Here is a 15,890-nt window from a genome sequence, read left to right as displayed (position 1 = left end):
GGAAATATACCGCTCGTCGCGACACAGCGATTGTCCTGTGCTTATCCATGGTCTAGGGTGAGTCCCTCTCCAGACTGCGCCGGCAGATGGGCTATCTCTGAAAGGAAAATCGCCATGCGCCTAGCTGTTTTACCCTTTTTGCTCGCGTCCCTGGCCGTGCCAGTCGTGGCTCACGCCACCACCAGTCTAAAGGTCTGCACCGAAGCGAGCCCTGAAGGGTTCGACGTAGTGCAGTACAACTCGCTCACCACCACCAACGCTTCGGCCGACGTGCTGATGAACCGGCTGGTCGATTATGACGCCCACACCGGCAAGCTGGTCCCCAGCCTGGCAGAAAGCTGGACCGTCAAGCCCGACGGCCTGACCTATGACTTCAAATTGCGCTCGGGGGTGAAATTCCATCACACCGACTACTTTACCCCTACCCGCGACTTCAACGCTGATGATGTGGTGTTCAGTTTCCAGCGCATGCTTGACCCGGCCGATCCGTGGAACAAAGTCGCCGCGCAGGGTTTCCCGCATGCCCAGTCGATGCAGTGGCCGTCGCTGATCAAGAAGGTCGAGGCGCCTGACGCCAACACCGTTCGTATCACCCTGGATCACCCGGACGCCACCTTCCTTGCCACACTCAGCATGGGCTTCGCTTCTATTTATTCTGCGGAGTACACCGCGCAGTTGCTCAAAGCCGGCACACCGGAGAAGCTCAACAGCCAGCCCATTGGCACCGGGCCATTTGTGTTCAAGCGTTTTCAGAAGGACGCGATGGTGCGTTATGAGGCGAACGCGGATTACTTCAAGGGCAAACCAGCCATTGACCTGCTGGTGTACGCGATTACCCCAGATGCCAATATTCGCCTGCAAAAGATTCGCGCAGGCGAGTGTCAGGTCGCCCTGTCGCCCAAGCCGCTGGATGTCACTGAAGCAGGCAAAGATCCGGACCTGAAAGTCGAAAAAACTGACGCATTCATGACCGCATTTCTGGCGATCAACAGCCAGCACCCTCCTCTGGATAAACCGGAAGTACGCCAGGCAATCAACCTGGCATTTGACAAGGACACCTACCTCAAGGCCGTGTTCGAAGGCTCGGCCCGCGCAGCGAATGGCCCGTATCCGCCCAACACCTGGGGGTATGCCAGCGATCTGCCGGGCTACAAGCATGACGTTGCAAAAGCCAAGGCGCTGCTGGCCAATGCCGGCCTGAAGGACGGTTTCAAGACCACCCTCTGGACCCGTCCGTCCGGCAGCCTGCTCAACCCGAACCCGAGCGCGGGCGCGCAGTTGCTGCAGAACGACCTGGCCGCAGTCGGCATCAAGGCAGAGATCAAGGTAATCGAATGGGGCGAGCTTATTCGTCGCGCCAAGGCCGGCGAGCATGATCTGCTGTTCATGGGCTGGTCCGGCGATAATGGCGATCCGGATAACTTCCTGACGCCGCAGTTTTCCTGCGCAGCGGTCAAATCCGGTACCAACTTCGCACGTTATTGCGATGAGGGCCTGGACAAGCTCATCAGTCAGGGTAAGGCCGTAACCGACCAGGGCCAACGCAGCAAGCTCTACCATCAGGCCCAGGAGCAGATTCAGAAACAGGCCCTGTGGCTGCCGCTGGCACACCCGACCGCCTTCGCGCTCACACGCAAGAACGTGCAAGGCTACGAAGTCAGTCCGTTCGGGCGACAGGATTTTTCCAAAGTGACAGTTAAGGAATAACGTCCAAAAGCTGCGCGAAACACCAATGACCTGTGGCGCGAATTCATTCGCGGTGCGGTATTTCAGGCAATCAAGATGCATTGCCCGAAATACCGCACCTCACCACTGAACTTGCGCCCACTGGGTAACGTAAAAAATTTGAAATTGCTGGGCGCAACACCTTTTACATCAACCCATGCTCCACCATCGACAACGGATCGCCATCGCCAACGATGATGTGATCAAGCACCACCACGTCGACCATTGCCAGGGCGGTCTTGAGATGCTGGGTCAGGTCGATATCGGCCTGGCTGGCATCGCACACGCCGGAAGGATGGTTGTGACAAAGGATGACGCCCGCAGCGTTATGCGCCAGCGCCCGCTTGACCACCTGCCTGGCGTGGACATGCGCCACATTGATCGAACCCTGAAACAGCGCTTCGAACGCTTGCACCCGGTTCTTGCTGTCCAGAAACAGGCAACCGAATACTTCATGGGGCTCATGGCGCAGCAGCGCCTTGAGGTAGCTGCGTACCTGGGTCGGGCTTTTCAGCACCGAGCCTCGTTTAAGACCCTCATCCATGTGCCGCCGGGCCATCTCCATGACCGCCTGCAATTGCGCAAACTTGGCAGGCCCCAGCCCCAACTCACTGCTGAATGTGGAGAGATTGGCTTCGAGCAGTGCGCGCAAGCTGCCAAACCGCATCAACAAATGGCGTGCAAGGTCCACAGCGCTCTTACCCGGCACACCGATACGTAGAAAAATGGCCAGCAACTCGGCATCGGAAAGACTCGCCGCACCTCGCTCCAGCAGCTTCTCCCGGGGCCTTTCCGCTACGGGCCAATCGCGAATACTCATAGCACCTCCCTGTCTGTGGACGCCGCTGTTGCGGTGCGGTCGCTGTGCTATCTTAGCGATCTTTTTTACGCGTTGATCAGGCCCAGGGAGGCCACTTGATTGCCGCGTGTAACTCGACCAATAGGCAGGTCTATGCAGCGGCTGTATCGGAAACGCATCGTTCTCGGCGTAGGCGGCGGCATCGCGGCCTATAAAAGCGCCGAACTGGTTCGCAGGCTGCGCGATCACGGGGCCGACGTACGTGTTGTCATGACCAAGGGCGGGGCTGAATTCATCACGCCACTGACCATGCAGGCACTGTCCGGGCACCCTGTGCACCTGGACCTGCTTGACCCCGCAGCCGAAGCGGCCATGGGACACATCGAACTGGCCAAGTGGGCAGACATGGTGTTGATCGCACCGGCGACCGCCGACCTGATCGCACGTCTGGCCCAAGGCATCGCCAATGACCTGTTGACGACCGTGGTGCTGGCCACCGACGCAATCGTCGCGGTCGCGCCGGCGATGAATCAGGCCATGTGGCGCGACCCCTCGGTGCAGGCCAATCTGCGAACCCTCGAAACGCGTGACTTGCGCATGTTCGGCCCGGCGAGCGGAAGCCAGGCCTGCGGCGACGTGGGTTATGGCCGCATGCTCGAACCTGGCGATCTGGCGCAGTCGGCTGCCGATTGCTTCCAGCGCCTGAGCCTGACCGGCAAACACGTGCTGATCACCGCCGGACCGACGCAGGAAAACATCGATCCGGTGCGTTACATCACCAATCACAGCTCCGGAAAAATGGGCTTTGCCCTGGCCCAGGCCGCTGCCGAAGCAGGTGCTCGCGTTACGCTGATTACCGGCCCGGTCAACCTGCAGACGCCGGACCGTGTATCGCGCATTGATGTGGTCAGTGCCCGCGACATGCTGGCCGCCTGCGAAGCCGCGATGCCCTGCGACCTCTTCATCGCTTCCGCTGCAGTAGCCGATTACCGCCCGGAGGTGGTTGCCCCGCAAAAACTCAAGAAAGATCCAACGACCGGCGACGGCCTTTTGCTGCAGATGGTCCGCAACCCGGACATTCTCGCCACCATCGCCCGACGTCAGGATCGTCCGTTCAGTGTCGGTTTCGCTGCCGAGACCGAACACCTGCTCGACTACGCCGCACGCAAGCTCAAGGACAAGAACCTCGATCTGATCATCGCCAATGACGTGGCCAATCCAGGCATTGGCTTCAACAGCGAAGAGAATGCGTGCAGTGTGATCGACCGAGCGTTGCAGACAACGCTCTTCGCCCAGACCAGCAAGGCCAAGATATCCCGCCAGCTGGTGACTTTTATCGCTGATCGTTTGAACCAGGTTTAATCACGTATGCACGCTCTACAAGCCAAGATCCTCGACCCTCGCATTGGCGGTGAATTCCCGCTTCCGGCTTACGCTACCACCGGCTCGGCCGGCCTGGACCTGCGCGCCATGCTCAAAGAGGAAACGGTGCTGGAACCCGGCCAGACCCTGTTGATCCCCACCGGCCTGTCGGTCTACATCGCAGACCCAGGCCTTGCCGCGCTGATTCTGCCGCGTTCGGGCCTGGGGCATAAACACGGCATCGTGCTGGGCAACCTCGTTGGCTTGATCGACTCCGACTACCAGGGCGAGCTGATGGTGTCCTGCTGGAACCGGAGCCAGAGCGCTTTCAAGATATCCGTCGGAGAACGCATCGCTCAACTGGTGCTGGTCCCGGTGGTACAGGCGCACTTCGAGGTGGTGCAGGAATTCGACGAGAGCCAGCGCGGCGCAGGCGGCTTTGGTCATTCCGGCAGCCATTGATGCTGCGTGAGGCCGCCTGGCATCTACGTCGCTGAACGCCTGATTCGAGCATGCACGATGCAGAAAACAAAAACGCCCAAGGTGTTCAGAGCAGGGAGACTCGAGTTTGAAAGGCATCAAGCGCACAGCCAAAGCGGCTTCTCGCCAGGGACCGACTGACTCAACGGCCAAGAATGCAAACCTGAGCCTGGCAAGCCCGGGGCTTGTGCCTTCCCTCATCGGCCTGATAGCTGCGGCTATTCTGGTCTGGCTCGGCATGCTCAGTCAGCCCCAGCAACGAGACCAACTGGCGCAGGCCTGGGGCACCGCTCAGGCAGGCGCCGTTGGCATGGCACTGCGCCAGATCACGGCAGACACACAAGCGGCTGCAACCGACGCGGCGCTGACTCAGGCGTTGCTAAGCAATGACCCGGTACAGATTCAGAACACCCAGAACCGCTTGCTGTATCGGGACAGCGTGATTGGGGCACGCCTGATGCCACTCGGCTTCAACAGCGTCGACAATCAGGACCCGTTGCCCGTCAGCTTCGCCACGCTGGACATGCTTGCCAAAGCAAGCAAGGGCCAACCCCCTGCGCCGGAAGCCCGCAAAGTGGGTGATGGCTGGATGATTTACAGTGTCGCCCCGCTACGCGCCAGCGCCGACGCCCCCATCACCGGCACGCTGCTATTGGCGTTCAAGGTCCAGCGCCTGACCAATGCGCTACCAGAAGCACCGGCTGACGTGGGCCAGATTGTGCTCAGTCAGCAGTTCGGTGATGCACCGGCGCAAGGTTTCCTGACACGCGGGCAAGCCGAAGGCCGTGATGCCATGGACTTCCCCACCGGTTATCCCAACTGGAAGGTCACGTTCACCCCTGGCCCCGCCCTGCAATCTTCGCCCCCTTCTCTGATGTTGCTTCTCGCCGCGCTGGTGGCTATCGGCAGTGTGCTGCTGGGTCTGTATCTAAATGAAAGCGCATTCAAGCGCCGCGTTGCTGCCGACGCCCGACAGTTGGAGCAACTGCTGCAAGAACTCTCGGGGGGCAAAGTCGTCAAAGCTTTCGGCTTGAGCATGCCCGCCCTTAACGGCTTGGCGCAGGCACTGGCGCGTTTTTCGTTGCGTAATCAACCAACGATGCCCGTTGCGGCGGTCATCAGCGATGCGCCTGCCGGCACTTCCGGCTCAATGAGCAGCGCAGACCTGCCTGAATCAGTCGATCAGGATGACACCCACCTCACCGATCCGCTGTTTCAAGACACCGACATTCTCGACATCGACGTGCTCGATGATCCACAAGACTTCCAGACGCCGGAGTATTCCCACGCAATGAGCAGCACCGTTTCCATCGCACCCGAGTTCCCGGACTCGATCTTCCGCGCGTACGACATCCGCGGCATCGTCGGCGAGACCCTGAGCGCAGAAACGGCTTACTGGATCGGCCGTGCAGTGGGCGCGCAAAGCCTGGCGCAAGGCGAGCGGAACGTGTGCGTGGGGCGTGACGGACGCCTTTCAGGGCCACAACTGGTCGCTCAACTGATCAAAGGGTTGTATGACAGCGGCTGCCATGTCAGCGATGTCGGACTGGTTCCGACTCCAGCGCTGTATTACGCCGCCCATGTACTGGAAGGTCGCACCGGCGTGATGCTGACCGGCAGCCACAATCCCAAGGACTACAACGGCTTCAAGATCGTTATCGCTGGCGATACTCTGGCCAACGAACAGATCCTGGCACTGCATGACCGCATCAAGCTCAATAACCTGCCGCCTGGCAGAGGCAGCGTGACCCGGGTCGATATCCTCGACCGGTACGCTGGGCGGATTACCGGCGACGTGGTGCTGGCTCGCCGCCTGAAAGTGGTGGTCGATTGCGGCAACGGCGCTGCAGGTGTCATAGCGCCGCAACTGATCGAAGCACTGAATTGCGAGGTGATCCCGCTGTTCTGTGAGGTGGATGGCAACTTCCCGAATCATCATCCCGATCCGGGCAAGCTGGAAAACCTTCAGGACCTGATCGCCAAGGTCAGGGAAACCGAGGCTGATCTGGGCCTGGCGTTCGATGGCGACGGTGATCGGATAGGTGTCGTCACCAATGCAGGCAGCGTCATATACCCTGATCGCCTGCTCATGCTGTTCGCCCGCGATGTGGTCAAGCGCAACCCCGGAGCGGATATCATCTTCGACGTGAAATGCTCACGCCGCCTGATACCGCTGATTCATGAATATGGCGGGCGTCCGGTAATGTGGAAAACCGGCCATTCGTTGATCAAGAAAAAGATGCGCGAAAGCGGCGCGCTGCTGGCGGGCGAGATGAGCGGCCACATCTTTTTCAAGGAGCGCTGGTTCGGTTTTGACGACGGCATTTACAGCGCCGCCCGACTGCTGGAAATCCTCAGTCAGGAGAAACTCAGCGCCGAAGCGTTGTTCCAGACCTTCCCGAATGACCTGTCCACGCCGGAGATCAACATCAAGGTCACCGAAGCCAGCAAATTTCGCATCATCGAAGCGCTGGAACGTGATGCCCAGTGGGGCAATGCCAACCTGACGAGCATCGACGGCGTGCGTGTCGATTATCCGAAGGGCTGGGGTCTGGTGCGGGCGTCCAACACTACTCCTGTGCTGGTGTTACGCTTCGAGGCCGAAACCGAGACCGAGCTGCAACGGATCAAGGACGTGTTCCACACCCAGCTGAAAAACGTAGCACCCGATCTAGAACTTCCTTTTTGATCAAACTTTTTGAGTGGAGCCCAAATGACCCTCGAACGCGATGCCGCAGCCAATGCCGCCAAAGTCCTTTGCGAAGCGTTGCCCTACATCCGACGCTTTGTCGGCAAGACGCTGGTAATCAAGTACGGCGGCAACGCCATGGAAAGCGACGAGTTGAAGACCGGCTTTGCGCGCGACATCGTGCTGATGAAGGCCGTGGGCATCAACCCGGTCGTGGTCCACGGCGGCGGTCCGCAAATCGGCGACCTGCTCAAGCGTCTGTCCATCGAGAGCCGATTCATCGACGGCATGCGCGTGACCGATGCGCAGACCATGGACGTCGTGGAAATGGTCCTGGGCGGCCAGGTCAACAAAGACATCGTCAACCTGATCAACCGTCACGGCGGCAGCGCCATCGGCCTGACCGGTAAGGACGCACAGCTGATCCGTGCGAAAAAGATGAACGTCACTCGCCAGACACCCGAGATGACCACGCCGGAGATTATCGATATCGGTCAGGTTGGCGAAGTGGTGGGCATTAACACTGACCTGCTAAACATGCTGGCCAAAGGCGATTTCATTCCGGTGATCGCGCCGATTGGCGTGGGTGCTGACGGCGAGTCCTACAACATCAACGCTGACCTGGTTGCAGGCAAAGTCGCTGAGGCACTGAAAGCCGAGAAGCTGATGCTGCTGACCAATATCGCCGGCCTGATGGACAAGGAAGGCAAGGTATTGACCGGCCTGACCACCGAGCAGGTGAATAGCCTGATCGCCGACGGCACTATCTATGGCGGGATGCTGCCGAAAATTCGCTGCGCGCTGGAAGCCGTTCAGGGCGGGGTTACGACTTCGCACATCATCGACGGACGCGTACCCAATGCCGTACTGCTGGAAATCTTCACCGATACTGGCGTGGGCACGCTGATCAGTAACCGCACGCGTCTCTGATCGCGCGCTCAAAAAAGACCCCGCTGGCACAACCGGCGGGGTCTTTTCGTTTCGATCTTGTTATTGCGACAGTAACTGCTGCAGTCGCGCCCGGTCCTGCGCGAACTCGGCATCGGCCTGCTGCCGGGCGGTTTGATATCGCAAGATATCGACTTTCAGATTCTGTTGCTGGTCCTGCAGGTCGGTCATCTGATCGATCAGGCTTTGCTGAACCGAATGCCCGGCGCGTTCCTGATCGGCAGCCTGACTCTGCAACGAGGCTTGCTGGGCCTTAAGGTTCTGAATGTTGCCCTGAGCCACGGAAATGAGCGCGTCCAGCTCTGCCAGTTTGCGAGTTCGCGCCCGATCGACGTCAATGACACTGCTATACAGGTGGGTCAACTGCGCATCGGCCTCGGACTGAATCCTGGCAGCCTGCGCCGCGACTTGCGCCTCACGCGCCTGATCGGCGGTCGGTGCCGGCGGGACCACCTGGACCACCCGACCGCGCTGATTCAATACCTCATACCCCTTGCCAGAGTACTCGGCGGGCACGCCTTGTCGGTCAAGCACCGTCACGCCGCGACTATCGACATAGCGATAGAGCACGACATCGGGGCTGTCGTCGGCCTGAGCGCTTCCAATCCAGCCCAGACCCAACGACAAACAAAGACCTGCTGCGCCCAGCTTGAGCATAACGATGAGACCCTCCGACGCCTCAGATTCCGTATTGAGCCCGGTAAGTTTCCACGGCAGACAAATGTTGCTTGAGCTGAGCATCGTCGGCCAGGAATTCGAGCACCTGATTCAACGAAACAATACTCACCACCGCAATACCGAAATCACGCTCGACTTCCTGAATCGCTGAAAGCTCACCGTTTCCGCGCTCCTGACGATTCAAGGCGATCAGCACGCCCGCAGCCTTAGCGCCTTGAGCCTGGATGATGTGCATCACTTCGCGAATCGCGGTGCCGGCAGTAATCACATCGTCAATGATCAGCACGTTACCGGTCAGCGGAGCACCCACCAGACTCCCGCCCTCGCCATGAGCCTTGGCTTCCTTGCGGTTGAAACACCACGGCAGATCAAGACTGTGATGGTCGGCCAGAGCCACGGCGGTCGCGGCCGCCAGTGGAATGCCCTTGTAGGCCGGGCCGAACAGCACGTCGAAGGAAATACCGCTTTCGACAACCGCAGCGGCATAGAACTTACCCAGTTGGGCAAGTGCCGAGCCACTATTGAAAAGACCGGCATTGAAGAAGTAAGGACTGGTGCGGCCCGACTTCAGAGTGAACTCACCGAAGCGCAAAACCCCGCGATCGATGGCAAAACGAATGAATTCGCGTTGATACGTCTGCATGAAAAAGCCCCGAATACCACGGATTTAGCTAATTAGGTAGAGCTCGGGTATCATACACGCACGTGATTTTTGGGGCCATTTATGCGGATCATCAGTGTGAACGTTAATGGTATTCAGGCTGCAGTCGAGCGTGGTTTGCTCAGTTGGCTGCAAGCTCAGAATGCCGACGTCATCTGTCTTCAGGATACCCGCGCCTCCGCCTTTGAAATGGATGATCCGGCCTTCCAGCTGGATGGCTATTTCCTGTATGCCCGCGATGCCGAAGTTCCCGCCCAGGGTGGCGTGGCACTTTACTCGCGACTGCAACCAAAGGCGGTGATCTACGGTTTGGGCTTTGAAACAGCCGACCGTTACGGGCGTTACCTGCAGGCCGATTTCGATAAAGTCAGCATTGCGACGTTGCTGCTTCCCTCCGGGATGAACGGCAATGAAGACTTGAACCAGAAGTTCAAGCTCATGGACGACTTCGGCAAGTACCTGGACAAGCAGCGGCGCAAACGTCGTGAGTACATCTATTGTGGCTCGCTCTACGTAGCGCAGCAGAAACTGGACATCAAGAACTGGCGCGACAGCCAGCAATCTCCAGGCTTCCTGGCGCCGGAACGTGCCTGGATGGACGAGGTCGTTGGCAACATGGGTTATGTCGATGCCCTGCGCGAAGTCAGCCGCGAAGGTGATCAGTACAGCTGGTGGCCGGATAACGAACAGGCCGAGATGCTGAACCTGGGCTGGCGCTTCGACTATCAACTGCTGACCCCGGGCCTGCGGCGTTTCGTACGCAGCGCACGCCTGCCACGCCAGCCGCGGTTCTCGCAGCACGCGCCGTTGATCGTGGATTACGACTGGACGTTGACCATCTGACGTTCAGTTGCTCAAAAAGAAAGCCGACATGAAGTCGGCTTTTGTTTGTCTGTAATTGGGTCAGAGACCGATGAATACGCAGGCGTCGGCTATTGGGAATTACTTGATCAAGCGCCAGGTAAACGGATACCGGTAGGCAATTCCGTCATTGACCTTAATGCCGGCAATGATCGTCAGTACCAACGCACCAATCCCCACCAGCATCAGCAGCGGAAAGCCAATGACGATCACCATCAGCAAGAAGCAAACCATCGCTGCGAGGGCGACGGTGATCTGGAAGTTAAGGGCTTCCTTGCCCTGAGCATCGATGTACGGATCGGTCTCTTTCTTCAACTGCCAGACAATCAATGGCCCGAGCAGATTTCCGAACGGGAAAATCAGCCCGAAAAACGCCGCGAAATGACACAACATCGCCCACTGACGGGCCTCTTTGCTAGGCACTGGCAACGGCGTTTGGCTATCGATCATCATGCTTTCCCTGTTCTGACGGATGTGTAAGGTCTAATCAGTCGGCCATCGCGGCCTGCTGCAATTCGAAAATTTCGTCCATGCCCTTTTGCGCCAGCGCCAGCATCGCATTCAACTCTGCAGGCTGGAAGGGTGCACCTTCGGCAGTGCCCTGGACTTCGATGAAACCGCCCGTGCTGGTCATGACCACGTTCAGGTCGGTCTCGGCAGCCGAATCTTCCAGGTAGTCCAGATCGAGCACCGGCTCGCCCTGATACATGCCGACGGAAACCGCCGCGATCATCTGCTTGAGCGGGTCGCCGGATTTCAGGCCGCCGCGCTTCTTGATGCTCTTCAGCGCATCGACCAATGCCACCATGGAGCCGGTGATGGAGGCAGTGCGCGTGCCACCATCGGCCTGAATCACGTCGCAGTCGACGTAGAGAGTGACATCGCCCAGTTTCGACATATCCAGCGCAGCGCGCAGGGAGCGACCGATCAGACGCTGAATCTCCAGCGTACGCCCGCCTTGCTTGCCACGGCTGGCTTCGCGCTGGTTACGCTCGCCTGTCGCACGCGGCAGCATGCCGTATTCGGCGGTCAACCAGCCCTGGCCCTGGCCTTTGAGAAAACGTGGCACGCCGTTCTCGACGCTGACGGTGCAGATCACCTTGGTGTCGCCGAACTCGACCAGCACAGAACCCTCGGCGTGCTTGGTGTAGTTGCGGGTGATGCGGATCGAGCGGAGCTGATCGGCAGCGCGACCACTTGGACGTTTCATCTGGGATACCTGTACTGAGACGGAAAACTGACGTGCATTATAGAGGCGCGAGCGCGCGCTTGGGACATCTTGTGAACCATCAATGATGACCGCCGTACGCTGCGGCTTATAAAAACGCACCGGGATAGCGAAAATGCGAAATCTGCGACAACGCCACATTTGGGCGCACACCCTGCTCTGAGCTACAATCCTGCGCCTTTATAGCCTGTCGATTCTTCACGACATTCATCGGGCAGCACATCGCCCCGCACGCCTGACTTTATAGAGGTAACTCCCATGGTGCACAGCATGACGGCTTTCGCCCGGGCCGAACGAGCCGGCCCTCAGGGCACGCTGAGCTGGGAATTGCGCTCGGTCAATCATCGCTACCTCGAGCCCCATCTGCGTCTGCCGGAATCCTTCCGCGATCTCGAAGGCGCGGTGCGCGAAGCGCTACGCCAAGGGCTTTCCCGGGGCAAGGTCGAATGCACCCTGCGCTTTACCGAGGAAACCACCGGCAGACCACTGCAGGTCAACCAGGAACGCGCCAGCCAGTTGGTCGCAGCCGCAGAAACCGTCGCCAGCCTGATTAAACAGCCTGCCGCACTGAGCCCACTGGAAGTCCTGGCCTGGCCCGGCGTGCTGGTAGCGGACGCCACCGATCCGCAGGCACTGAACAACGACGCTCTGGCGCTCTTCACTGAAGCGCTGAACGAACTGAAAGCCGGTCGTGGGCGGGAAGGCGGTGATCTGGCCAGGCTTCTCGACGAACGGCTTGTGTCGATCAACACCGAAGTCGCTACCCTGCGCACCCTCGTACCGCAGATGCTTGCCGCCCAACGCCAGAAAGTGCTCGATCGTTTCGCCGACATGAAGGCCGAGCTCGATCCACAGCGTCTTGAACAGGAGATGGTCCTGCTGGCGCAGAAGAGCGACGTCGCCGAGGAGCTGGATCGTCTGACGACCCACGTCACCGAAGTGCGCCGCGTGCTCAAGACTGGCGGACAGGCAGGGCGCCGCCTGGACTTCCTGATGCAGGAACTCAACCGCGAAGCCAACACATTGGGCTCCAAAGCCTTCGACCCTCGCAGCACTCAAGCCGCGGTCAACCTGAAGGTGTTGATCGAGCAGATGCGCGAACAAGTGCAGAACATTGAGTAAGGCCAACCACGACATGACCCACAGCACCGGCACTCTCTACATCATTTCCGCCCCCTCGGGCGCGGGCAAGACCAGTCTGGTCAAAGCCCTGATTGATGCCCAGCCGCAAATTCGCGTCTCCGTTTCCCACACCACACGGACCATGCGCCCGGGTGAGGTGGACGGCATGAACTACCACTTCGTCGATCACGCCGAATTCGAACGGATGATCGAACACGGCGACTTTCTTGAGCAGGCCGAAGTTTTCGGCAACCTGTATGGCACCTCGCAAAGCCGCCTGCAGCAGACGCTGGATGAGGGCCATGACCTGATTCTGGAAATCGACTGGCAAGGCGCCGAGCAAGTGCGCAAGGTGATGCCCCATGCCCGCTCGATTTTCATTTTACCGCCGACACAACAGGCCCTGCGCCAGCGCTTGACCAATCGCGGCCAGGACAGTGACGAAATCATCGAAGGTCGCATGCGTGAAGCGGTCAGCGAAATGAGTCATTACGTCGAGTATGACTACATCGTGATCAACGACGACTTCGCCACCGCCCTGGAAGACCTTAAAGCGATCTTCCGCACCAACCTGCTCAGCCAGGAGCATCAACAGCAGCGCCATAGCCAATTGCTGACCCAGCTGTTGGCCTGACTGAAGGCATGGCCCTTCCGTTGTGAGAGTGAGCTTGCTCACGAAAGCGGACATTGGTCCTTGGCGGCATTTGGCCTCTTCGTTAGCAAGCGCGCCTGCACAGCAGACCATGGGGCCCACGATCTCGGCTGATCCGTAGCCTTAATGGCTGCGAAAAACCGACCGCCTGTGGCTTGCCGCTTGAAGCCTGTGGCTGTCCGCTTGTAAACTACCGAGTCCGCTCGCCCATCCGGGCACCGCGCATATCGCATTCGCTACGAGGAATACCCATGGCCCGCGTGACCGTTGAAGACTGTCTGGAACATGTAGATAACCGTTTTGAGCTGGTCATGCTCGCCACAAAACGTTCGCGCCAACTGGCGACAGGCGGCAAAGAGCCAAAGCTGGCCTGGGAAAATGACAAGCCTACCGTTCTTGCCCTGCGCGAAATCGCAGCGGGCCTGATGGACTATGCCGTCATCGCAGAAGCTGAAATCGTCGAAGACGAACCTCTGTTCGCAGCGTTCGAGGACGAGTCCAGCGAGGCCGTCTAAGCTATGCCCGGTCGACGTAGCAAGGCGCAGGGTCAAAGCCCTCGGCAAGGAGCTTCATCTTGCCGAGCATAGACGCCCTCGCCGATCGCCTGTCGACCTACCTCGGCGCCGACCAGGTCAATCTGGTCCGCCGGGCGTATTTCTACGCCGAACAAGCCCACGACGGCCAGCGCCGTCGCAGCGGTGAAGCCTACGTCACGCATCCGCTGGCGGTGGCCAATATCCTTGCCGACATGCACATGGACCATCAGAGCCTGATGGCCGCGATGCTGCATGACGTGATCGAAGACACCGGTATCGCCAAGGAAGCGCTCTGTGCGCAATTCGGTGAAACCGTGGCTGAACTGGTCGACGGCGTCAGCAAGCTGACTCAGATGAACTTCGAAACCAAGGCCGAGGCCCAGGCTGAAAACTTCCAGAAAATGGCTATGGCCATGGCGCGTGATATCCGCGTGATTCTGGTCAAGCTCGCCGACCGCCTGCACAACATGCGCACGCTGGAAGTGCTTTCCGGCGAGAAACGTCGGCGCATTGCCAAAGAAACCCTCGAAATCTATGCTCCCATTGCCAATCGCCTTGGCATGCACAGCGTGCGCATCGAATTCGAAGACCTGGGTTTCAAGGCCATGTACCCCATGCGTTCATCGCGCATCGGTCAGGCCGTCAAGCGCGCCCGTGGCAACCGCAAGGAACTGGTCAACAAGATCGAAGAGTCACTGAGCCACTGCCTGGCGGTGGACGGCATTGAAGGTGAGGTCAGCGGGCGACAGAAGCACCTCTACGGCATCTATAAAAAGATGCGCGGCAAACGTCGGGCCTTCAACGAGATCATGGACGTTTACGCATTCCGGGTCATCGTTGACAAGGTCGATACCTGCTACCGGGTACTCGGCGCTGTACATAATTTGTACAAACCCTTGCCTGGCCGCTTCAAGGATTACATCGCCATCCCCAAGGCCAACGGCTATCAGTCGTTGCACACCACGCTGTTCGGCATGCACGGCGTGCCTATCGAAATCCAGATCCGCACCCGCGAAATGGAAGAGATGGCCAACAACGGCATTGCCGCACACTGGCTGTACAAGTCTTCTGGCGACGAGCAGCCCAAGGGCACCCACGCTCGCGCCCGCCAGTGGGTCAAAGGCGTGCTGGAAATGCAGCAACGCGCCGGTAACTCGCTGGAGTTCATCGAGAGTGTGAAGATCGACCTGTTCCCGGACGAGGTCTACGTCTTCACGCCAAAAGGCCGGATCATGGAGCTGCCGAAAGGCTCCACGGCGGTGGACTTTGCCTACGCGGTCCACACTGACGTCGGAAACAGCTGCATTGCCTGCCGGATCAACCGTCGGCTGGCGCCGCTGTCCGAGCCCTTGCAGAGTGGCTCGACGGTCGAGATTGTCAGCGCACCGGGCGCACGGCCTAATCCGGCCTGGCTCAATTTTGTGGTCACCGGTAAGGCGCGCACGCACATTCGCCATGCGCTCAAGCTGCAACGCCGTTCAGAGTCCATCAACCTCGGCGAGCGCTTGCTGAACAAGGTGCTCAATGGATTCGACAGCACGCTGGAAAAGATTCCGAACGAGCGCCTGCAGTTGATCCTCACCGAATACCGGGTCGAAGTCATCGAAGACCTTCTCGAAGACATCGGTCTGGGTAATCGCATGGCCTATGTGGTTGCCCGTCGCCTGCTGGCCGGCGAAGGTGAGGAACTGCCAAGTGCCGAAGGGCCACTGGCGATTCGCGGGACCGAAGGCCTGGTGCTGAGCTACGCCAAATGCTGCACGCCGATTCCGGGCGACCCGATCGTTGGCCATTTGTCCGCGGGCAAAGGGATGGTCGTGCACCTGGATAATTGCCGCAATATCAGTGAAATCCGCCATAACCCGGAAAAATGCATCCAGCTGTCCTGGGCCAAGGATGTCACCGGCGAATTCAACGTCGAGCTGCGGGTCGAGCTGGAGCACCAACGCGGGCTTATCGCGTTGCTCGCCAGCAGTGTCAACGCGGCCGACGGCAACATCGAAAAAATCAGCATGGATGAACGCGATGGTCGCATCAGCGTGGTCCATCTGGTTGTCAGCGTGCACGACCGTGTGCACCTGGCCCGTGTGATCAAGAAACTACGCGCCCTGACTGGCGTGATACGCATCACCCGCATGCGCGCGTAGCC

The 15,890-nt window shown here is 59.3% G+C and carries 15 protein-coding genes; 10 read left to right on the top strand and 5 right to left on the bottom strand.

The genetic code is table 11. The annotated features are described in order from the left end of the window. Positions 1-114: 114 nt before the first annotated feature. A complete protein-coding gene (locus EC915_RS14410) occupies positions 115-1,707 on the top strand; it encodes an ABC transporter substrate-binding protein (protein WP_133751210.1) in 1,593 nt (530 codons plus the stop codon). 163 nt (positions 1,708-1,870) lie between these two features. On the opposite strand, the gene radC is transcribed toward EC915_RS14410, so the two are convergent. Then, positions 1,871-2,545 (bottom strand): DNA repair protein RadC, encoded by a 675-nt coding sequence (gene radC / locus EC915_RS14405; protein WP_133751209.1) that lies wholly within the window; start codon positions 2,543-2,545, stop codon positions 1,871-1,873. Positions 2,546-2,677: 132 nt separating this feature from the next. On the opposite strand from radC, the gene coaBC reads away from it, so the two are divergent. From coaBC to argB, 4 genes are all read left to right on the top strand, one after another. Further along, the gene (gene coaBC, locus EC915_RS14400; RefSeq protein WP_133751208.1) at positions 2,678-3,886 is read left to right on the top strand and encodes a bifunctional phosphopantothenoylcysteine decarboxylase/phosphopantothenate--cysteine ligase CoaBC; all 1,209 of its coding nucleotides are present in this window, start codon (positions 2,678-2,680) and stop codon (positions 3,884-3,886) included. Between the two features lie 6 nt (positions 3,887-3,892). Continuing rightward, on the top strand, positions 3,893-4,348 hold the full coding sequence (gene dut / locus EC915_RS14395; RefSeq protein ID WP_133751207.1) for a dUTP diphosphatase: 456 nt from the start codon (positions 3,893-3,895) through the stop codon (positions 4,346-4,348). Positions 4,349-4,454: 106 nt separating this feature from the next. Then, positions 4,455-7,055, top strand: coding sequence for a phosphomannomutase/phosphoglucomutase (locus EC915_RS25650; protein ID WP_133751206.1), 2,601 nt, complete (start codon positions 4,455-4,457; stop codon positions 7,053-7,055). Positions 7,056-7,079: 24 nt separating this feature from the next. Continuing rightward, entirely contained in the window at positions 7,080-7,985 is a 906-nt protein-coding gene (gene argB, locus EC915_RS14385) for an acetylglutamate kinase (RefSeq protein ID WP_133751205.1), read from the top strand. A 60-nt stretch (positions 7,986-8,045) separates the two neighbouring features. Here the strand turns inward: argB and EC915_RS14380 are convergent, their stop codons facing one another. Together EC915_RS14380 and pyrE are read right to left on the bottom strand one after the other, a co-directional pair. Next, positions 8,046-8,660: a DUF4124 domain-containing protein gene (locus EC915_RS14380; protein ID WP_133751204.1), complete on the bottom strand. Its 615-nt coding sequence runs from the start codon at positions 8,658-8,660 to the stop codon at positions 8,046-8,048. 22 nt (positions 8,661-8,682) lie between these two features. Beyond that, on the bottom strand, positions 8,683-9,324 hold the full coding sequence (gene pyrE / locus EC915_RS14375) for an orotate phosphoribosyltransferase (RefSeq protein ID WP_133751203.1): 642 nt from the start codon (positions 9,322-9,324) through the stop codon (positions 8,683-8,685). A gap of 81 nt (positions 9,325-9,405) precedes the next feature. Between pyrE and EC915_RS14370 the strand changes: the two genes are divergently transcribed. Then, complete coding sequence (locus tag EC915_RS14370; protein ID WP_133751202.1) at positions 9,406-10,185, top strand: exodeoxyribonuclease III; 780 nt, start codon at positions 9,406-9,408, stop codon at positions 10,183-10,185. A gap of 99 nt (positions 10,186-10,284) precedes the next feature. Here EC915_RS14370 and EC915_RS14365 read toward each other — a convergent pair whose 3' ends face one another. Together EC915_RS14365 and rph are read right to left on the bottom strand one after the other, a co-directional pair. Next, positions 10,285-10,653 (bottom strand): DUF4870 domain-containing protein, encoded by a 369-nt coding sequence (locus tag EC915_RS14365; protein ID WP_133751201.1) that lies wholly within the window; start codon positions 10,651-10,653, stop codon positions 10,285-10,287. A 37-nt stretch (positions 10,654-10,690) separates the two neighbouring features. Beyond that, positions 10,691-11,413: a ribonuclease PH gene (gene rph / locus EC915_RS14360; protein ID WP_133751200.1), complete on the bottom strand. Its 723-nt coding sequence runs from the start codon at positions 11,411-11,413 to the stop codon at positions 10,691-10,693. Between the two features lie 276 nt (positions 11,414-11,689). Between rph and EC915_RS14355 the strand changes: the two genes are divergently transcribed. From EC915_RS14355 to spoT, 4 genes are all read left to right on the top strand, one after another. After that, positions 11,690-12,553 carry a YicC/YloC family endoribonuclease gene (locus tag EC915_RS14355; RefSeq protein WP_133751199.1) on the top strand — a complete coding sequence of 288 codons (864 nt, stop codon included), beginning with the start codon at positions 11,690-11,692 and terminating at the stop codon, positions 12,551-12,553. Positions 12,554-12,566: 13 nt separating this feature from the next. Then, on the top strand, positions 12,567-13,187 hold the full coding sequence (gmk, locus tag EC915_RS14350) for a guanylate kinase (RefSeq protein ID WP_133751415.1): 621 nt from the start codon (positions 12,567-12,569) through the stop codon (positions 13,185-13,187). 269 nt (positions 13,188-13,456) lie between these two features. Beyond that, positions 13,457-13,720, top strand: coding sequence for a DNA-directed RNA polymerase subunit omega (gene rpoZ, locus EC915_RS14345; protein WP_133751198.1), 264 nt, complete (start codon positions 13,457-13,459; stop codon positions 13,718-13,720). Positions 13,721-13,779: 59 nt separating this feature from the next. Beyond that, complete coding sequence (gene spoT / locus EC915_RS14340; RefSeq protein ID WP_133751197.1) at positions 13,780-15,888, top strand: bifunctional GTP diphosphokinase/guanosine-3',5'-bis pyrophosphate 3'-pyrophosphohydrolase; 2,109 nt, start codon at positions 13,780-13,782, stop codon at positions 15,886-15,888. Positions 15,889-15,890: the final 2 nt, after the last annotated feature.

Origin of the sequence: Pseudomonas sp. LP_7_YM (assembly GCF_004364435.1) — a bacterium.
Lineage (GTDB): Bacteria > Pseudomonadota > Gammaproteobacteria > Pseudomonadales > Pseudomonadaceae > Aquipseudomonas.
Note: the sequence above shows the minus strand (reverse complement) of the source record. Positions and strands in the feature narration are given on the sequence as shown.